17 protein-coding genes are annotated in these 16,943 nt (G+C 62.5%); all 17 read left to right on the top strand.

Annotated features, from left to right (window positions below):
* Window positions 1-75 precede the first annotated feature (75 nt).
* Complete coding sequence (locus BKX96_RS09750) at window positions 76-1,677, top strand: ABC transporter substrate-binding protein (RefSeq protein ID WP_077183675.1); 1,602 nt, start codon at window positions 76-78, stop codon at window positions 1,675-1,677.
* A gap of 158 nt (window positions 1,678-1,835) precedes the next feature.
* Window positions 1,836-2,795 carry an ABC transporter permease gene (locus tag BKX96_RS09745; protein WP_046819133.1) on the top strand — a complete coding sequence of 320 codons (960 nt, stop codon included), beginning with the start codon at window positions 1,836-1,838 and terminating at the stop codon, window positions 2,793-2,795.
* A 3-nt stretch (window positions 2,796-2,798) separates the two neighbouring features.
* Window positions 2,799-3,626, top strand: coding sequence for an ABC transporter permease (locus BKX96_RS09740; protein WP_077183674.1), 828 nt, complete (start codon window positions 2,799-2,801; stop codon window positions 3,624-3,626).
* 2 nt (window positions 3,627-3,628) lie between these two features.
* The gene (locus BKX96_RS09735) at window positions 3,629-5,275 is read left to right on the top strand and encodes an ABC transporter ATP-binding protein (protein WP_143512408.1); all 1,647 of its coding nucleotides are present in this window, start codon (window positions 3,629-3,631) and stop codon (window positions 5,273-5,275) included.
* A gap of 9 nt (window positions 5,276-5,284) precedes the next feature.
* Window positions 5,285-5,989: an NAD(P)H-dependent oxidoreductase gene (locus BKX96_RS09730; RefSeq protein ID WP_046819136.1), complete on the top strand. Its 705-nt coding sequence runs from the start codon at window positions 5,285-5,287 to the stop codon at window positions 5,987-5,989.
* A gap of 322 nt (window positions 5,990-6,311) precedes the next feature.
* Window positions 6,312-7,223, top strand: a complete 912-nt coding sequence (locus BKX96_RS09725) for a transporter (RefSeq protein ID WP_077183672.1) — start codon at window positions 6,312-6,314, stop codon at window positions 7,221-7,223.
* Between the two features lie 58 nt (window positions 7,224-7,281).
* Window positions 7,282-9,009 (top strand): FAD-dependent oxidoreductase, encoded by a 1,728-nt coding sequence (locus BKX96_RS09720; RefSeq protein WP_046819138.1) that lies wholly within the window; start codon window positions 7,282-7,284, stop codon window positions 9,007-9,009.
* Between the two features lie 36 nt (window positions 9,010-9,045).
* On the top strand, window positions 9,046-9,441 hold the full coding sequence (locus tag BKX96_RS09715) for a c-type cytochrome (RefSeq protein ID WP_077183671.1): 396 nt from the start codon (window positions 9,046-9,048) through the stop codon (window positions 9,439-9,441).
* Between the two features lie 30 nt (window positions 9,442-9,471).
* Window positions 9,472-9,933, top strand: coding sequence for a nuclear transport factor 2 family protein (locus BKX96_RS09710; protein ID WP_046819139.1), 462 nt, complete (start codon window positions 9,472-9,474; stop codon window positions 9,931-9,933).
* A 64-nt stretch (window positions 9,934-9,997) separates the two neighbouring features.
* On the top strand, window positions 9,998-10,927 hold the full coding sequence (locus BKX96_RS09705) for a LysR family transcriptional regulator (RefSeq protein WP_046819140.1): 930 nt from the start codon (window positions 9,998-10,000) through the stop codon (window positions 10,925-10,927).
* Between the two features lie 229 nt (window positions 10,928-11,156).
* Complete coding sequence (locus tag BKX96_RS09700) at window positions 11,157-11,651, top strand: cupin domain-containing protein (protein ID WP_077183670.1); 495 nt, start codon at window positions 11,157-11,159, stop codon at window positions 11,649-11,651.
* A 45-nt stretch (window positions 11,652-11,696) separates the two neighbouring features.
* Window positions 11,697-12,716, top strand: a complete 1,020-nt coding sequence (locus BKX96_RS09695) for a hydroxyquinol 1,2-dioxygenase (protein ID WP_077183669.1) — start codon at window positions 11,697-11,699, stop codon at window positions 12,714-12,716.
* A gap of 90 nt (window positions 12,717-12,806) precedes the next feature.
* On the top strand, window positions 12,807-14,270 hold the full coding sequence (locus BKX96_RS09690; RefSeq protein WP_077183668.1) for an aldehyde dehydrogenase family protein: 1,464 nt from the start codon (window positions 12,807-12,809) through the stop codon (window positions 14,268-14,270).
* 8 nt (window positions 14,271-14,278) lie between these two features.
* On the top strand, window positions 14,279-15,346 hold the full coding sequence (locus BKX96_RS09685; protein WP_077183667.1) for a maleylacetate reductase: 1,068 nt from the start codon (window positions 14,279-14,281) through the stop codon (window positions 15,344-15,346).
* Window positions 15,347-15,384: 38 nt separating this feature from the next.
* Complete coding sequence (locus tag BKX96_RS09680) at window positions 15,385-16,257, top strand: dioxygenase family protein (RefSeq protein WP_046819145.1); 873 nt, start codon at window positions 15,385-15,387, stop codon at window positions 16,255-16,257.
* 3 nt (window positions 16,258-16,260) lie between these two features.
* The gene (locus BKX96_RS09675) at window positions 16,261-16,572 is read left to right on the top strand and encodes a YciI family protein (RefSeq protein ID WP_077183666.1); all 312 of its coding nucleotides are present in this window, start codon (window positions 16,261-16,263) and stop codon (window positions 16,570-16,572) included.
* A 2-nt stretch (window positions 16,573-16,574) separates the two neighbouring features.
* Window positions 16,575-16,922, top strand: coding sequence for a Rieske (2Fe-2S) protein (locus tag BKX96_RS09670; RefSeq protein WP_077183665.1), 348 nt, complete (start codon window positions 16,575-16,577; stop codon window positions 16,920-16,922).
* Window positions 16,923-16,943: the final 21 nt, after the last annotated feature.

Here is a 16,943-nt window from a genome sequence, read left to right as displayed (position 1 = left end):
CGCACCGGGCCCTGGCCCGGTGTCTTGCGTGGTTTTGAACCGGTATTCCATTAGCTTTTGATCAGGGGCAATGCAATGAGCGATAACAAAAACAAGATTACTCAGGCGAACCATGAATTCAGCTTCCCGCGTCGGGACTTCCTCAAATACAGCGCAGCAGCGGCGGCGCTGGCCGGGGCGTTTTCCATGGGCCTGCCATTAGGCGCCATGGCGGCGGAATCGACGCCAAAAGCCGGTGGCGTGCTGCGCCTGGGCCTGGCCGGAGGCAGCACCACCGACTCCAAGGATCCGGGGTCGTGGAGCGATACCTTTACCTTCGTCGGCTTCTCGGCGGTCTATAACACCCTGACTGAAATTGCCGTGGACGGCTCGGCGATCCCTGAGCTGGCCGAAAGCTGGACCTCAACCCCCGACGCGCGTGTCTGGACCTTCAAATTGCGCCAGGGCGTGACCTTCCACAACGGCAAGAGCCTCACCGCCGACGACGTGGTGGCCTCGATCCAGCATCATCTGGGCGAGAAATCCACCTCGGCGGCCAAGACCGTGCTGGGTGACGTGGCCAAGGTCAGTGCCAATGGCGGCGACAGCGTGGTGTTCGAGCTCCACTCGGGCAACGCCGATTTTTCCTATGTGGTCGCCGATTATCACCTGGTGATCATGCCGAGCAAGGACGGCACCCCGGACTGGCAGTCAGGCGTCGGCACCGGCGGTTATCGTCTCAAGGACTTCGAGCCGGGCGTGCGCATGAACCTGGAACGCAGCCCGGACTACTGGAAAGCAGGGCGCGCTCACTTCGCCAGCGCCGAGTTGATCGCCATTGCCGATGGCGCGGCACGGGTCAATGCGCTGGTCACCGGGCAAGTGGACGTGATCAACAAGGTCGACCTCAAGACCGTGGCGCTGCTCAAGCGCAACCCGAACCTGGTCATCGAGGAAACCAAGGGCGCCCAGCACTACACCTTCCCGATGCTCACCGACAGCCAGGTGTTCCAGAACAACGACGTGCGCCTGGCGATGAAGCACGCGATCAACCGCGAAACCCTGCTGGCGTCGGTGCTGTACGGCTATGGCCTGGTGGGCAACGATCACCCGATCCAGCCCGGCAGCCGCTTCATCAATACGGCGCTGGAACAACGCACCTACGACCCGGACAAGGCGCGCTTTCACCTCAAGCAGGCCGGCCTGGATTCGCTCAAGGTCCGCCTGCAGGCCTCCGACGCGGCGTACACCGGGGCAGTGGATGCCTCGGTGCTGTTCAAGGAGCAGGCGCGTGCGGCGGGGATCGACATCGACGTGGTGCGCGAGCCCGCCGACGGCTTTTTCTCCAATGTCTGGATGAAGCAACCCTTCACCACCTCGTTCTGGTACAGCAGCCTGACCGCCGACCGCATGTTCAGCATCGGCTACGCCAAGGGCGCGGCGTGGAACGAAACCCATTGGGACAACCCGCGTTTCAACCAGCTGCTCAACGCTGCCCGGGGCGAAATGAACGAGCCGCTGCGCCGCGAGATGTACAACGAAATGCAGGCGCTGTGCCGCGATGACGGCGGGGCGATCGTGCCGCTGTTCGCCAGCTCGGTGGCGGCGCGTTCCAACAAGGTCGCTCACGGCGGACAGACCGCGCCGTACGGCGAACTCGACGGCTTGCGCGTCATCGAGCGCTGGTGGCAGGCGTAACCCCCCTGAGACGCTGAAGATCCTCTGTAGGAGCCGGCTTGCCGGCGAAGGCGTCTGAATTGCCGATGCAAGGCTCAAGGTCGCCTTCGCCGGCAAGCCGGCTCCTACAGGTGCGGTTCGCAGCCGCCACTGACGTGTCCATTTCAAGGAATTGCACGATGAGAAGTATTTTCAAGCTGTTAGGGCAGCGCCTGGCATTGGGCCTGTTATCGCTATTCGCCGTTTCAGTGATCATCTTCCTCGCCGTCGGGCTGCTCCCGGGCGATATCGCCCAGGCCATGCTCGGCCAGTCCGCCACCCCGGAAACCGTGGCGGCCTACCGCGCCCAACTGGGCCTGGACCTGCCGCCCCTGACCCGTTTCGGCCACTGGATCTGGCAATTGCTGCACGGCGACCTGGGCGTGTCGCTGGCCAACCAGCGGCCGATCGCCGATCTGGTCGGCAGTCGCCTGGGCAACACCTTCAGCCTGGCCTTGCTGGCAGCCATGGTCTCGGTACCGCTGGCGTTATTGCTGGGGATGCTCGCGGCGCTGTACCGCAACAGCTGGTTCGACCGTCTGCTCAACACCTCGGCCCTCAGCGCGGTATCGTTCCCCGAGTTCTTCGTCGCCTACATCCTGATCCTGGTGTTCGCGGTGAAGCTCAACTGGTTCCCGAGCATTTCCAATCTCTCGCCGAACGCCTCGCTGGGTGAGGTACTGGAGCGCTCGGTGCTGCCGGTAGCGACCCTGAGCCTGGTGGTAATCGCGCAGATGATGCGCATGACCCGCGCCTCCCTGATCAACCTGCTGGCCAGCCCCTACATTGAAATGGCCCGGCTCAAGGGCATCAGCCAGTCGCGGATCATTTTCCGCCATGCCTTGCCCAACGCCCTGGCGCCGATCGTCAACGTGGTGGCGCTGAACCTGGCGTACCTGGTGGTCGGCGTGGTGGTGGTCGAGGTGGTGTTCGTCTATCCGGGCCTGGGCCAGTTGTTGGTGGACTCGGTGGCCAAGCGTGACATCCCGGTGGTGCAGGCCTGCAGCCTGATCTTTGCCGCCACCTACATCCTGCTCAATACCAGCGCCGACGTGCTGTCGATTGCCAGCAACCCACGCCTGATGCATCCAAAGGGGTAGATCATGAGCCTGCTTAAAACTTTGCTCCGGGCACCGCTGAGTGCGCAGTTCGGCATGCTGGTGATCATTGTGTACATCCTTGTGGCGCTGTTCGCCGAGGTATTGGCGCCGTTCGGCGAAACCCAGGTGGTGGGCGAGGGCTTCGCACCCTGGGGCGGGCAGTTCCTGTTGGGCACCGATAACCTGGGCCGCGACATGTTCAGCCGCCTGGTCTATGGCGCGCGCAACACCCTGGGCATTGCCTTCCTGACCACGGTGCTGGCGTTCCTGCTCGGTGGTACCTGCGGGCTGGTCGCAGCGATCAAGGGCGGTGCCATTGACCAGGGCCTGTCGCGGGTGGTGGACATCCTGATGGCCATTCCACAACTGATCTTCGCCTTGCTGATTCTCAGTGTGGTTGGTACCAATGCGACGTCGCTGGTACTGGTGATCGCGCTGCTGGATGCGACCCGGGTGTTTCGCCTGTCCCGGGCGGTGGCGATGAACGTGGTGGTGCAGGACTTCGTCGAAGCCGCGCGCCTGCGCGGTGAAGGCCTGTGCTGGCTGGTGACCCGCGAGGTACTGCCCAACGCTGCGGCGCCGCTGATTGCCGAATTCGGCCTGCGTTTCTGCTTCGTGTTCCTGTTCATCAGTGCGCTGTCGTTCCTCGGCCTGGGCATCCAGCCGCCCACCGCCGACTGGGGCAGCATGGTGCGCGACAACGCCGTACTGATTACCTTTGGCGACATCAGTCCATTACTGCCCGCCCTGGCCGTGGCCTTGATCACGGTCAGCGTCAACTTCGTCGTCGACTGGATGCTGCACAAATCCAGCGGCCTCAAGGAATGCTGAACATGACGACATCCCAACCTTTGCTGGAAATCCGCAACCTGCACATCGAAGGCCATTACGAAGACGCCTGGCATCCATTGATCAAGGGCATCGACCTGACCCTGCAGCGCGGCGAGGTACTGGGGCTGATCGGTGAGTCCGGGGCGGGCAAGTCGACCCTCGGCCTGTCCGCCATGGGTTATACCCGCGACGGCTGCAAGATTACCGGTGGCACCGTGCATTTCGACGGCATCGACCTGCTCAAGGCCAAACCCGAAGCCCTGCGCAAGTTGCGCGGTTTACGCATCGCCTACGTCGCACAAAGTGCGGCAGCCTCGTTCAACCCGGCCCATCGCCTGATCGATCAACATGTCGAGACGGCGGTGAAAAACGGTGGTATCAGCCGTGAACAGGCCATGCGCGAGGCGGTGGAGTTGTATCGCGTGCTGCGCTTGCCCAACCCCGAACAGATCGGCCAGCGTTACCCGCACCAGGTCTCCGGCGGCCAGTTGCAGCGAGTCATGACCGCCATGGCGATGGCCTGTCATCCGGACCTGATCATCTTCGACGAACCGACCACCGCCCTCGACGTCACGACCCAGATCGAGGTGCTGGCAGCGATTCGCGATGCGGTGAAGACCTACGGCAGTGCGGCGATCTACATCAGCCACGACCTCGCGGTGGTGGCGCAGATGGCCGACCGCATCATGGTGCTGCGCCACGGTAAACTGGTAGAGGAGGCCGAAACCCGCAAGATGCTCGGCGATCCGCAGGAGGACTACACCAAGTCGCTGTGGGCGGTGCGCAGTTTCCGCACCGAACCCAAGGCATTGCCGCAGCAGGAGAAGCCGCTGCTGGAATTGCGCAACGCTTGCGCCAGCTACGGCCATCAACCGGTGCTGCACGACGTTTCGTTGAAGTTGTACCGTGGCCAGACCCTGGCGGTGATCGGCGAATCCGGCAGTGGCAAAAGCTCCACCGCGCGCCTGATTACCGGCTTGCTACCGCCCACTTACGGCGAGGTGCTGTATGACGGCCAACCGCTGCCAGCGGACTTCCGCCAACGCAGCAAGGAGCAACTGCGGCGCATCCAGATGATTTATCAGATCCCCGACACGGCGCTGAACCCACGCCAGCGCATCGTCGACATCATCGGCCGGCCGCTGACCTTCTATCTAGGGCTCAAGGGCAAGGCCATGCGTGCACGGGTGGCCGAGCTGTTGGAGATGATCGAACTGGATCCTGCGACCTTCATGGAGCGCCAGCCCCGTGAATTGTCCGGTGGGCAGAAACAGCGGATCTGCATCGCCCGGGCACTGGCCGCCGATCCGCAGCTGATCATCTGTGACGAAGTCACCTCGGCCCTCGACCAGCTGGTAGCCGAAGGCGTGCTCAAGCTGCTCAACCGCATTCAGCAACAGCTCGGTGTGGCCTACCTGTTCATCACCCATGATGTCGCCACTGTGCGGGCGATCGCCGACGAAGTGCTGGTGATGCAACGGGGCAGGGTGGTGGATCATGGCTCGCGCAGTGCTATTTTCACCCCGCCGCACCAGGACTACACCGGACTGCTGTTTTCCTCCGAACCACAAATGGACCCCGACTGGCTCGACCGCCTGCTGGCCAGCCGCGCCACCCCGAATTCAAACCCTACGCTGGAAAAAGTCTAAGGAATCCTCATGAAAGTACTGATCGTCCACGCTCACCCGGAGCCACAATCGTTCACCGCCGCCTTGCGCGACCAGGCCATTGCCACCCTTGAAGCCCAAGGCCACGAAGTGCAGGTCAGCGACCTGTACAAGATGAACTGGAACCCGGTGGCCAGCGCCGATGACTTCTCCTCGCGGGAAAACCCCGAGTACCTGGTCTATGCCCTGGAACAACGCCTGGGCGTGAAAAGCCAGTCCCTGGCGGCGGACATCCAGGGCGAACTGGACAAGCTGCTGTGGGCGGACCTGCTGATCCTCAACTTCCCGATCTTCTGGTTCTCCACCCCGGCGATGCTCAAGGGCTGGATTGATCGGGTGCTGGTGTCCGGGATTTGCTATGGCGGCAAGCGTTTCTATGACCAGGGTGGCTTGGCCGGCAAGAAGGCGTTGGTCACCGTAACCTTGGGTGGCCGCGAGCACATGTTCGGAGAAGAGGCGATCCACGGTCCGTTGGAGGACATGCTGCGGCCGCTTTTGCGTGGCACCCTGGCTTACGTCGGATTCGACGTGCTGGAACCGTTTGTAGCGTGGCATGTGCCGTACATCAGCGATGAGGCGCGCAAAGAATTCCTTGCCGACTACCACCAGCGCCTGCAACACCTGAGCGACGACCAACCCTTGCTGTTTCCTAAACTGTCACAGTTCGACGAACAGCTTTACCCGCTGACTAAATGACCCCACAAAACCTGTAGGAGCTGGCTCGCCAGCGAAGGGACCGGCACATGCTACATCGATGCTGGCTGACCTGACGCCTTCGCCGGCAAGCCGGCTCCTACAGTTCAACCCCCGCAGCATTGTTCTGAATACGCAAACACTGAAGTCGCCGAGAATGGAATTGTTGGTGCAGTGGCGGGCTTGTAGCCTCCATCTCGCCGAACACCAGGATCGGCCAACGATCCGGTGGAGCTCCAGCCAGGGCTCATCAAGACGTCATACCTTGCTTTCGGCCTTACGCCCCTTCGGGGGATTGGCTCCTATAACAATAAGGAAGGCAGGTATGAGTATTCGTGCATGGGGTTGCGCTGCGACCCTGTTCGCTCCCGTTCTGGGGGCTGGCATTTTGTTTCCCGCCACGGCGCAAGCCTCGGGCATTCCTTATGCCAGCAACCGGCCGCAAAGCTTCCAGTTCAGTTCGGATTTCACCGAGCCTTACAACTCCGTGGGCCAGGAGTTTGAATACAACGATGACCGTAAACGCTTTGACGATCACGGCAACAAGGTCGCCGGCAGCAACACCGAGACCTACGTTGGCCTGACGTCGTTGTTGCACTACTGGAAGATGGACGGCCTGCCCAATACCGGCTTCATCGCCAGCATCACCCTCCCGGAGATTGCGGTTCGCGGCAACGGCACGCGGGTCAGCGGGTTGGGCGATCCCTTGGTCGGCGGCCTGGTCTGGTACAACCCGACGCCGCTGCGCACCATCGGCGCGCAAGCCTACGTGCAACTGCCGACTGGCGCGGACTCAGTCAGCAGCGACACCTACGCCTTGTGGCCTTCGCTGTTCTACAACGAGTGGCTGGGCAAGGTGAACATCGACCTGCTGGTAGGCGCGATCCTGCGTGGCGATGGCCCGCACCACACCGAACCTGGCGACACCGGCCACGCCAACCTGCGCCTGGGCTACAACATCGTCGATCGCCCGACCTACCAGGTCACGCCCTTCGTCAGTGTCGACTACCAGAAAACCTTCAGCTCCGATGATCGCAACAACGACGCCATCGCGTTCTCTGAATCCAACGAAACCGCGCTCGGCGCCGGTGTGCTGTTCCAGCTCAAGCCGGGCGTACAGAAAGTGTTCGCCCAGAAAATGTGGGACCAGGTGTCCATCCACTATTCCAAGGGCGTGAAAGGACGCAACACCACCGTCACCGACGGCTTGTTTGTGCAGCTCTGGCATTACTGGTGAGTCACGCAACGTGCGCTGACTGGCCTGTGTCGCCGCTACTCAATCCGGAGAATAAAAATTGAACGAAGAACAGCAAAAACTTGCACTGTCGCGCCGCAACTTCATCAAGGCCGGCGCCGCCGGTACGGCTGTCGCCGCCTTGTCCGGCGTCGCGGCACGGGCCATGGCCAGCGACGAACTGCCCTTTGACCGGGAACACGACATCGTCGTGGTCGGTGGTGGCGGCAGCGGTTTGCCGACCGCGTTGTTCTCGCGCTGGCTGGGCAACGATGTGGTCATTCTGGAAAAGGCCGGCAGCCCCGGCGGCACCGCGGCGAAAGCGGCGTTCTGGTACTGGGTGCCGAACAACAAGCCGATGCGTGACGCGGGCATCGTCGACGATAAAGCCGACTACCTGCGTTATGTCGCGCGCCTGACTCGCCCGCAATCCTACGACGCCTCGTTGCCCAAACTCGGTCTGTCGGATTGGGAATACGAGATGTGCGAAGCCATCTACGAGAGCGCTTCGCCAGCGGCCGAACTGCTGGCCGAACGCGACGCGTTGCCATACCGCCATTGCCCGGACGTGCCGGACTATTGGGCCGAGTTGCCCGAAGACAAGGCCAAGAAAGGCCGGGTACTGGTGCCCAAGGAAGCCCGGCCAAGCATGTCGGACGGCGGTCGCGTGGCGATTCGTACGCTGACCGCTGCCGCCAAGCGCGACGGTGTGCAAATCCGAACCGGCGAACGGGTAGTGAAAGTGATCCTCAACGGTAAAGGTGAAGCGGTCGGTGTCGAAGTCGAAACCGAAGAGGGCACGCTGCAGCGGGTCAAGGCGCGCAAGGCGGTGATCTTCGCCACGGGCGGTTTCACCCACGATGCGGAGCTGCGGCGCAACTTCCTCAACGCCCCGGTCTACGGCGGTTGCGCGGCGCTGACCAACGAAGGTGATTTCATCCGCATCTCCAGTGAGCTGGGGGTGCAGTTGCGCAACATGAACTACGCCTGGTCGTGTCCGATCCTGCTGGAAAAAGCCCTGGCCAAGGACGGTTCGATGTCCGGCATCTTCACCATGAACGGCGATTCGATGCTGATGGTGAACAAGTACGGCAAACGCGTCGTCAACGAAAAGACCGTCTACAACGAGCTGGTCCCGACCTTCTTCCAGTGGGACGGCGACAAGGCCGAATACCCGAACCTGGTGATGTTCTCGATCTGGGACCAGCGCGCCCAGGACTTCTGCAGCAGCGACGAATACGGCTCGCCGATCGTGCCCAAGGGCGGTAACGACCGCCATGTGGTCAAGGGCGAAACCCTGGAAGAGCTGGCGAAGAACATCGCCGAACGTCTGGATAAGCACGCCGCCGATATTGGCGGGATGAAGCTCAGCGCGGATTTCAACCTGAACCTGAAAGCCACGCTCAAGCGTTTCAACGAGTTGGCGAAGACGGGCAAGGACCTCGATTTCCATCGCGGCGAGCTGGTGATCCAGGGCGTGTTCACCGGCCCGGTCAAACCCGACCGCAGCGGCAACCTGACGATGTATCCGCTGGCCGCGAAAGGTCCTTACTACGCGGCGTTGATCACCGGCGGCAACCTCGACACCAAGGGCGGGCCGAAAACCAACTCGGTCGGCCAAGTCTTGAACAACGCCAATGCACCGATCCCGGGTTTGTATGGCGTCGGCAACTGCGTGGCGTCGGCTTCCGGTCGCGCCTACTGGGCCGGTGGCTCGACGCTGGGACCGATCATCGCCTTTGCCTATCGCGCGGCAAACCAGGCGCACAAGGAACCGAGCCGCAGCTGATGACGGCTTAACCCTCGACTGCACGAGAACGACGATATGACGCACTTCAACTTTTTCCTGCGAGCCCCGGCGCTATGGGTGTTGGCGGCAGGCCTTGGCCTCATCGGCAGCGCTTTGGCCGATGACCTGGCAGCGGCACAGAAACTGGCGACCAACCACTGCGCGGTCTGCCACACCTTCGACAAGGGCGGACCGCCAGGGCAGGGGCCGAACCTGTTCGGGCTGCTGGGGCGCAAGGCAGCCAGCGAGAGCAACTTCACCTACAGCGATGGGTATACCAAAGCCATGTCCGGCAAGGTCTGGGATGAGCAAACGCTCGACGCCTGGCTGACCGATGCCCAGAGCGTGGCGCCGGGCAGTGCCATGGTCTATTCCCAGGACGACCCGGCCAAGCGGCAGAAGATCATCACCTACATCAAGTCGCTGCACTGACAGCCACCCTAAAGTACCGCGGAGACAACCATGATCAGTACCCTGACAATGACCGACGAACAACGCAAATCAGTCGCCCTGGAATACCTCAAGGCCTTCGACAACGGCGGCGTTACCTCCACCGGCGGGAGCATTCTCGAGCTGTTCGCCGAGGATGCCCAGGTTCTGTTTCCCAAGTGGGGACTGGCCACCGGGCGGGACCAGATCGGCCAAATGTTCGGGGATCTGGGCAGCCGCTTGAAGTCGATCACCCACGACTACGCACACTTCAACTGGATTCTCACCGGCACCGACACGCTGGTCTGCGAAGGCACCAGTTATGGTGAACACGTCGATGGCCATTGGCGTGCGGGCGTGCCGTCAGCGGCGGGCGCGGGCTACTGGGCCGATGTGTTCGAGATCCGTGATTTCAAGATCCAGCGCTGCTTCATCTACCTGGACCCTGATTATGGCAGCCAGGACACAGCGCGTTATCCCTGGCTCAATCGCTGATCATCGCCAGCAAGCCGGTTCCTACAGGTTCTACAATGAATGGCACTCCCCAGGAACCTGCCCCATGGATCGTTTACTCAGTGTCGAAGCCTTCGTGCGGGTTGCCGAAACCGGCAACTTCGCCAGGGCGGCCCAGCAACTGGGCGTGACCCGCTCGGTCATCACCCACCGCATCCAGCAGCTGGAGCAGTTCATCAATGCGCCGCTGTTCCATCGCAGCACCCGCCATGTACGGCTCTCCGAGGTCGGAGAGACGTACTACAAGGAATGCGCGGACATGGTCGCGAGTTTCAACTCGTTGACCGAACACATGCGCGAACTGCGCGCCAAACCCACCGGCAAGCTGCGGGTGCAGATGCTGCCCGGATTTGCCATCGGCCATTTCGGCCGCATGCTGGCCGAGTTCACGCGGCTGTACCCGGACATTGAGGTGGACGTCATCGTCAATGACCGGGTGGTGGACCCGATCGAGGAAGGCTTTGATGTGGCGTTCCAGATGTTCCCGCCGATGGCGGAAACCCTGATCGAACGCAAATTGTTCAGCGTTCGCCGGCTGTTCTGCATGTCGCCCGATTACGCCAGCGAGTTCGGCGTGCCGACCCATCCCCAGCAATTGCTGCAACACAAGATCGCCCTGTATGAGGGCTATCCGTCGCGCAACCGCTGGCTGTTCAACGGCGAAGAGGAGCAGGTGGAACTGAGCCTGCCCGGTCAGGTGCGCTCAAACTCTGTGCATCTGCTGCGCGATTACGCGCAGACGGGCGTGTGCATTGTCTGCCTGCCGACGCTGGTGGCCAGTGACGACCTGCTCAGCGGCCGGTTGATTCCAGTGTTGCCCGAGTACGCGTTGTCTTCCTTCAATTTCTCCGCGGTGTATCCCGCCACCCAGCGCCGGGCCTTGAAAGTCCGTACGTTGATCGACTTCCTGGTGGAAAACTTTGGCGATGAGCCATGCTGGGACAAGCCCTTGCTCGAGCGCGGCTGGGTGCGCTGAGTCAACACACAAAAACCTGTGGCAGCGAGCCTGCTCGCGAATGGGTTTTTTCATTCGACGGGAATGTTGGCTGACCTGCTTCGCGAGCAGGCTCGCTCCTACAAAGATTGCAGTGACCCCGGTGTTTGCGTTTCGCGAACACTGTTGTCGCCGACTCTCTAATTGTTCCAGCAAGGGCACAGACGTACTGTTGCCCCACTGTTACTACAACAACAAAACGGTGAAAACCATGAGTAGCGCGGCAATCGAAACGGTCTTCGGCTCGTTGGAGAACTACACCAAGGGCTCGGTCGAGATCATCAGCGGCCAGGCCAGTCACTACGCGTTTTCCAACGTGTTCGAGGTGGCCGAACAATCCCGGCCTTATGAAAAAGTCGTGGTGGGCCTCAACCTCGGCTACGTCATCGAAACCCTGCGCGCCGAAGGCCAGTCGCCCTGGTACACGGCCGCGCACGACGAGTTCGCCATCGTCATGGACGGTGAAGTGCGGGTGGATTTCCTCAAGCTCGATGCGCCATTGATGGCAGGCGAGGGCACGCAACTGGCCGGTGACGTGCCGGCGGGCAAACCCATGGGTTACGTCCTGCTCAAGCGCGGCCACCAGTGCCTGCTGCCAGTGGGCACGGCCTATCGCTTCGAAGCCAGTCGCCCGGGCGTGATCCTGCAGCAGACGATCAAGGGCCCGTTGTCGGTCGAGAAGTGGGCCGACATCTGCCTGAAGTGATCTGCCCAGCCGTCCCCCGCCCACAAAAACAAGAGGAACCCCGCCATGGCCATGCTTGAAACCACTGTCCCAACTCCACTGTTTGCCGATGAAGACGTCCAGGCCGGTGCTGCCCATCCCGTGACCGGCTATCGCGCCTTCAAACTTGGCGCGTTCGAACTGTCGCGCGACGAGTATTTTGCCCGTATCACCTGGCCCGCCAAAGGCCAGACCCGTTCGCACTTGATTCCGGTGGATGCGTTCCTGCGGGCCTTGATGCGCGACGTGGCCTGGGGCTTTTTCTACGGTTGGGTCAACTTCGACCACGTCATCGGCACCCGCAACTACTACGGCAAGGTCGACCTGTACGCTGGCACCTTCAATGGCACGCTAAAGGCGGCAGGCGTCAACTACACGGAAAACTTCGAAACGCCGCTGATCATGGCGACGTTCAAGGCGATCCTGCGCGACTGGACCAACGCCACTTTCGACCCCTTTGCCGCCCCTGAAGAAACCGGCAGCGCCTTCGGTCGCAAGAACGGCAACAACATCGAAGCCATCGAGCGCTTTCGCATCGCCACCAAGCGCATGCCCGGCCTGCCGGACGATTCGCCGCTGCGCAACGATCTGCCGGTCAACCGCCAGTTCATCGATGTGCCCCAGGACGAGCCGGAGATCCACGCGGCGGAAGGTTTCGAAGGCCAGTTGCATGCCTTCAACCTGCACAAGTACCTGTCGCGCTCCGACGTGACCTGGAACCCGTCGGTGACCTCGGTGTGCAAGGCCAGCCTGTTCTGCCCGACCACCGAAGAATTCATCCTGCCGGTGTTCCATGGCAATGACCGCATCGAGTGGTTCCTGCAGCTGTCGGACGAGATCATCTGGGATGTCGGCGACAAGGACGACGGCAACCCCCGTGCGCGTATCACCATGCGTGCCGGCGACATCTGCGCCATGCCCGCCGACATTCGCCACCAGGGCTATTCGACCAAGCGCTCGATGCTGCTGGTCTGGGAAAACGCCACGCCGAACCTGCCGCAACGCTATGAAAGCGGCGAGCTCACGCCGTACCCGATCGAATTCTAAGCCCTCGTGCCTGGCCCGGCATCGCGTCGGGCCACGCACTCAGCCATCCAGTCAGACACTGCGCCTAAGGCGCGGTGCGAGGAAACCATTATGCAAAATCAGCTCTATATCGATGGCCGCTTCATCGACGCGCTCGCCGGCGGCACCATCGACGTCGTGTCGCCCCACGACGGCTCATTGATCACCCGCATCGCCGCCGCCGAAGCCGCTGACATCGACCTCGCGGTGGCCGCCGCCAAACGGGCGTTTCCGGCCTGGTCGGCGCTGGGTGCTGCCGAGCGCGGACGCCTGTTACTCAAGCTGGCGGACAAGATTGAAGAATGCAGCGAAGAACTGGCGCAGCTCGAATCCCTCGACACCGGGCACCCGATCCGCGACTCCCGTGGCCTCGATGTCCCGCGCACCGCCGCCTGTTTCCGCTATTTCGGCGGCATGGCCGACAAGATCGAAGGCGCGGTGATCCCTGTTGAAGCCGGCTTCCTCAATTACGTGCAGCGCAAGCCGATCGGTGTGGTCGGGCAGATCGTGCCGTGGAATTTCCCGCTGATGTTCACCAGCTGGAAAATGGGCCCGGCCCTGGCAGCAGGGAACACCGTCGTCATCAAGCCCTCGGAAATCACCCCGCTGTCGACCTTGCGCATTGTCGAGCTGATGACCGAAGTCGGCTTCCCCAAGGGCGTGGTCAACGTGGTGCCGGGCTACGGCCATACCGCGGGCCAGGCGCTGGCGGAACACCTCGACGTCGGCAAGATTGCCTTTACCGGCTCGACCGCCACCGGCCGGCGGATTGTCGAAGCCTCGAAAGGCAACCTCAAGCGCATCCAGTTGGAGCTGGGTGGCAAAGGGGCGAACATCGTGTTTGAGGACGCCAACCTGGAAGCGGCGGCCAACGGCGCTGCCTGGGCGATCTTCCACAACCAGGGTCAGGCGTGCATTGCCGGCTCGCGGCTGATTCTGCATGAAGACATTGCCGAGCAGTTCCTCGAACGTTTCATCGCCCTGGCCAAATCGATCCGCCTCGGTGACCCGATGGACCCGCAAACCGAGATGGGCCCGCTGACCTCGGCCCTGCACCGCGACCGCGTCCTGGCCTACATCGACATCGCCATCGAGCAGGGCGGCAAGGTCCTCGCCGGCGGCAAGGCACCCGACGACCCGGCGCTGGCCAGGGGTTTTTATGTCGAACCCACCGTGGTCGAGGCCAAGCCGGGTGACCGGGTCTGCCAGGAAGAAGTCTTCGGTCCCTTCGTCACCGTCGTGCGCTTTCGCACCGACGAAGAAGCGCTGGCCATCGCCAACAGCACTGAGTACGGCCTGGGCAGCGGCCTGTGGACGCAGAACCTGAGCCGGGCGCACAAAATGGCCGACGCCATCCATGCCGGCATGTGCTGGATCAACTGCTACAAACGCGTCAGTCCGGGCAGCCCGTTCGGCGGCGTCGGTCAATCCGGTTATGGCCGGGAAATGGGTTTCGAAGCGATCCACGACTACACCGAAGCACGCTCGGTGTGGGTCAACGTCGACGCGACAATCGCGCCACATTTCAAGCGCTGAGGCCGGTCATGAATCCTTTTGTCTACCAAAGCCTGCCGACCCGCGTGGTGTTCGGCTGGGGCAAGCTCTCGGCACTGGCCGAAGAAATCGAGCGTCTGGGCGCTCGCCGGGCGCTGATCCTCACCACCCCGGAACAACACGGCCTGGGCGAACGCGTCGCGGCGTTGCTCGGCGATCGCGCCGCAGGCGTGTACCCGCACGCGGTGATGCATGTGCCGCTGGAAGTGGCACAAGCGGCGCGCGTCGAAGCGGCGCACCTGGATGCCGATTGCTGCGTGGCTATCGGCGGTGGTTCGACCATTGGCCTGGGCAAGGCGATTGCCATGGAGTCGGGGTTGCCGATCGTGGCGGTGCCGACCACTTACGCCGGCTCCGAGATGACGCCGATCTACGGGCTGACCGAAAATCGCCTGAAGAAAACCGGGCGTGATCCACGGGTGTTGCCGAAAACCGTCATCTACGACCCGCAATTGACCTTGACCCTGCCGGCGCAGATCTCCGCCTGTTCGGGCATGAACGCCATGGCCCACGCGGTGGAAGCGCTGTACGCCGAGGACGCCAACCCGATCATCGGCTTCATGGCCGAGGAATCGATTCGCTCGCTGGCCCAGGCCTTGCCGGGGGTGGTCAATGACCCCAACGATGCGCAGGCTCGCAGCCAGGCGTTGTACGGCGCGTGGCTGGCGGGCATTTGCCTGGGCTCGGTGGGCATGGCCTTGCACCACAAGCTTTGCCACACCCTGGGCGGCACCTTCAATCTGCCCCACGCCCAGGCCCACGCCATCGTGTTGCCCCATGCCGCGCATTACAACCGCGAAGCCGCCGCCGAGCCGTTGCAACGCGCCGCACGCGCCTTGGGTGGTAGCCAGGCCAGCGAGGTGGGCCCATTGTTGTATGCACTCAACCAGAAGCTGGGTATTCCATTGGCCCTGGCGGACATCGGCCTGCCGCCAAACGGGCCGGCCGAGGCGGCAAAAATCGCCTGTGCCAGCCCTTATTACAATCCACGGCCGTTTGAACAAGGCCCGATCGAAGCACTGCTGACCCGTGCCATGAATGGCCAGGCGCCAGCCTGACCCGAGCAGCGCAGCCAGCCCATGTCGGAACAAGAACAATGACCGATCAAGACAAAACCATCGAAAAGCTCATCTCCGAGCAGGCGGTGAACAGCTTCGCCGACGCGCCGGATGCGCGCTACAAACAGATCATGCAAAGCCTGGTCCGGCACCTGCACGCTTTCGTCAGTGAGGTTGAGTTGACCGAACAGGAGTGGCTCGAAGGCATCCGCTTCCTGACCGACACCGGCCACACGTGCGATGGCCTGGTACGCCAGGAGTTCATCCTGCTCTCGGACACCCTGGGCGTGTCGATGCTGGTCGACGCGATCAACCATCGACACAGCGCAACCGCCACCGAAACCACGGTGTTCGGGCCGTTCTATATCGAAGGCATGCCCGAGCGCGCGTTCGGCGAGAACATGGCCTTCACCCCGGGCGAGACGGCGCTGGTGCGCGGACGGGTGGTCGATACCCAGGGCAATGCCTTGGCCGGCGCGGTGCTGGACGTCTGGCAGACCGCCGAAAACGGCATGTATTCCGGCCAGGACAGCGAACAGCCGTTCGGCAACCTGCGCGGTCGATATCGCACCGACGCCGACGGTTGCTTTGCAATCCGCACGATTGTCCCGGTGGCCTATCCGATCCCCACCGATGGCCCGGTGGGACGCATGCTCGACGCCGCCAACCGGCATGCCTGGCGGCCGGCGCACCTGCATTTCATGATCGAAGTGCCGGGGTACCGCAAACTGGTGACCCACCTGTTCAATCACGACGATCCGTACCTGGGGTCCGACGCGGTGTTCGGTGTGAAGCAATCGTTGCAGGTGATCTATGAAGACCGCGCCGCTCACGATGAAGTGTCCGCACGGCTGGGCATGCCGTTGCCATTCAAGCGGGCGTGTTACGAATTCGTCATGGAAGCCGGGTGAACCATGGGCCAGTTCTTTGCGGTATTCGCCACCGACCACCCGCAGTCCCAGGCCTTGCGCCAGCGCCTGCGGCCCAGCCACCAGGCGCATCTGCGGGCAACCGATACCCACCGGGTGGTGGTACGCCTGGGTGGCCCAACCCTCGATGACGCCGGCGCGGCGATGAACGGCACGCTGCTGGTCATCGAAGCCGGCAGCCTGGCGGAAGTAGAAGCCTTCATCGAGGACGATCCCTACGTCCAGGCCGGGCTGTTCTCGAGCATCCAGATACGCCCCTGGCACTGGAGCCTCGGCAACCCGGAACTGCGTGGCTGACCATGACCCTCATCACCTTGTGCCAACGCGAAGACATCGCCGACGGCGGCGCCCTGGGCCTGCCGCAGCATCAACAGTTGCATCCCGCCGGCCTGGTTGCGGTGCGCCAGGGCGAGCAGGTGTGGGTGTATATCAACCGCTGTCCGCACTTTTCCGTGCCGCTGGACTATCACCCCCAGGAATTCTGCACCTATCGCGGCCAGGTGCTGATGTGCGCACATCACAGCGCGATGTTTCGATTTGAAGACGGGCACTGTATCGACGGGCCGTGTAAAGGTGCGAGGCTGGAGGCTGTGCCGGTGCGCTGGATCGACAACCGTCTGGTCATCGAGGTAGGCGAGGAGGGCTGAACTACACTCTTTGAGGGTGAA

The organism is Pseudomonas putida (assembly GCF_001976065.1).
Classification (GTDB): Bacteria; Pseudomonadota; Gammaproteobacteria; order Pseudomonadales; family Pseudomonadaceae; genus Aquipseudomonas; species Aquipseudomonas serbica.
The sequence above is the reverse complement of the archived record's forward strand: the minus strand, read 5'-3'. Positions and strand labels throughout refer to the sequence as shown.

What these genes read in the sequence shown, in the direction of transcription:
- BKX96_RS09750 (WP_077183675.1), top strand. Translation starts at nt 76, where the DNA reads ATGAGCGATAACAAAAACAAGATTACTCAGGCGAACCATGAATTCAGC.
- BKX96_RS09745 (WP_046819133.1), top strand. Translation starts at nt 1,836, where the DNA reads ATGAGAAGTATTTTCAAGCTGTTAGGGCAGCGCCTGGCATTGGGCCTG.
- BKX96_RS09740 (WP_077183674.1), top strand. Translation starts at nt 2,799, where the DNA reads ATGAGCCTGCTTAAAACTTTGCTCCGGGCACCGCTGAGTGCGCAGTTC.
- BKX96_RS09735 (WP_143512408.1), top strand. Translation starts at nt 3,629, where the DNA reads ATGACGACATCCCAACCTTTGCTGGAAATCCGCAACCTGCACATCGAA.
- BKX96_RS09730 (WP_046819136.1), top strand. Translation starts at nt 5,285, where the DNA reads ATGAAAGTACTGATCGTCCACGCTCACCCGGAGCCACAATCGTTCACC.
- BKX96_RS09725 (WP_077183672.1), top strand. Translation starts at nt 6,312, where the DNA reads ATGAGTATTCGTGCATGGGGTTGCGCTGCGACCCTGTTCGCTCCCGTT.
- BKX96_RS09715 (WP_077183671.1), top strand. Translation starts at nt 9,046, where the DNA reads ATGACGCACTTCAACTTTTTCCTGCGAGCCCCGGCGCTATGGGTGTTG.
- BKX96_RS09710 (WP_046819139.1), top strand. Translation starts at nt 9,472, where the DNA reads ATGATCAGTACCCTGACAATGACCGACGAACAACGCAAATCAGTCGCC.
- BKX96_RS09705 (WP_046819140.1), top strand. Translation starts at nt 9,998, where the DNA reads ATGGATCGTTTACTCAGTGTCGAAGCCTTCGTGCGGGTTGCCGAAACC.
- BKX96_RS09700 (WP_077183670.1), top strand. Translation starts at nt 11,157, where the DNA reads ATGAGTAGCGCGGCAATCGAAACGGTCTTCGGCTCGTTGGAGAACTAC.
- BKX96_RS09695 (WP_077183669.1), top strand. Translation starts at nt 11,697, where the DNA reads ATGGCCATGCTTGAAACCACTGTCCCAACTCCACTGTTTGCCGATGAA.
- BKX96_RS09690 (WP_077183668.1), top strand. Translation starts at nt 12,807, where the DNA reads ATGCAAAATCAGCTCTATATCGATGGCCGCTTCATCGACGCGCTCGCC.
- BKX96_RS09685 (WP_077183667.1), top strand. Translation starts at nt 14,279, where the DNA reads ATGAATCCTTTTGTCTACCAAAGCCTGCCGACCCGCGTGGTGTTCGGC.
- BKX96_RS09680 (WP_046819145.1), top strand. Translation starts at nt 15,385, where the DNA reads ATGACCGATCAAGACAAAACCATCGAAAAGCTCATCTCCGAGCAGGCG.
- BKX96_RS09675 (WP_077183666.1), top strand. Translation starts at nt 16,261, where the DNA reads ATGGGCCAGTTCTTTGCGGTATTCGCCACCGACCACCCGCAGTCCCAG.
- BKX96_RS09670 (WP_077183665.1), top strand. Translation starts at nt 16,575, where the DNA reads ATGACCCTCATCACCTTGTGCCAACGCGAAGACATCGCCGACGGCGGC.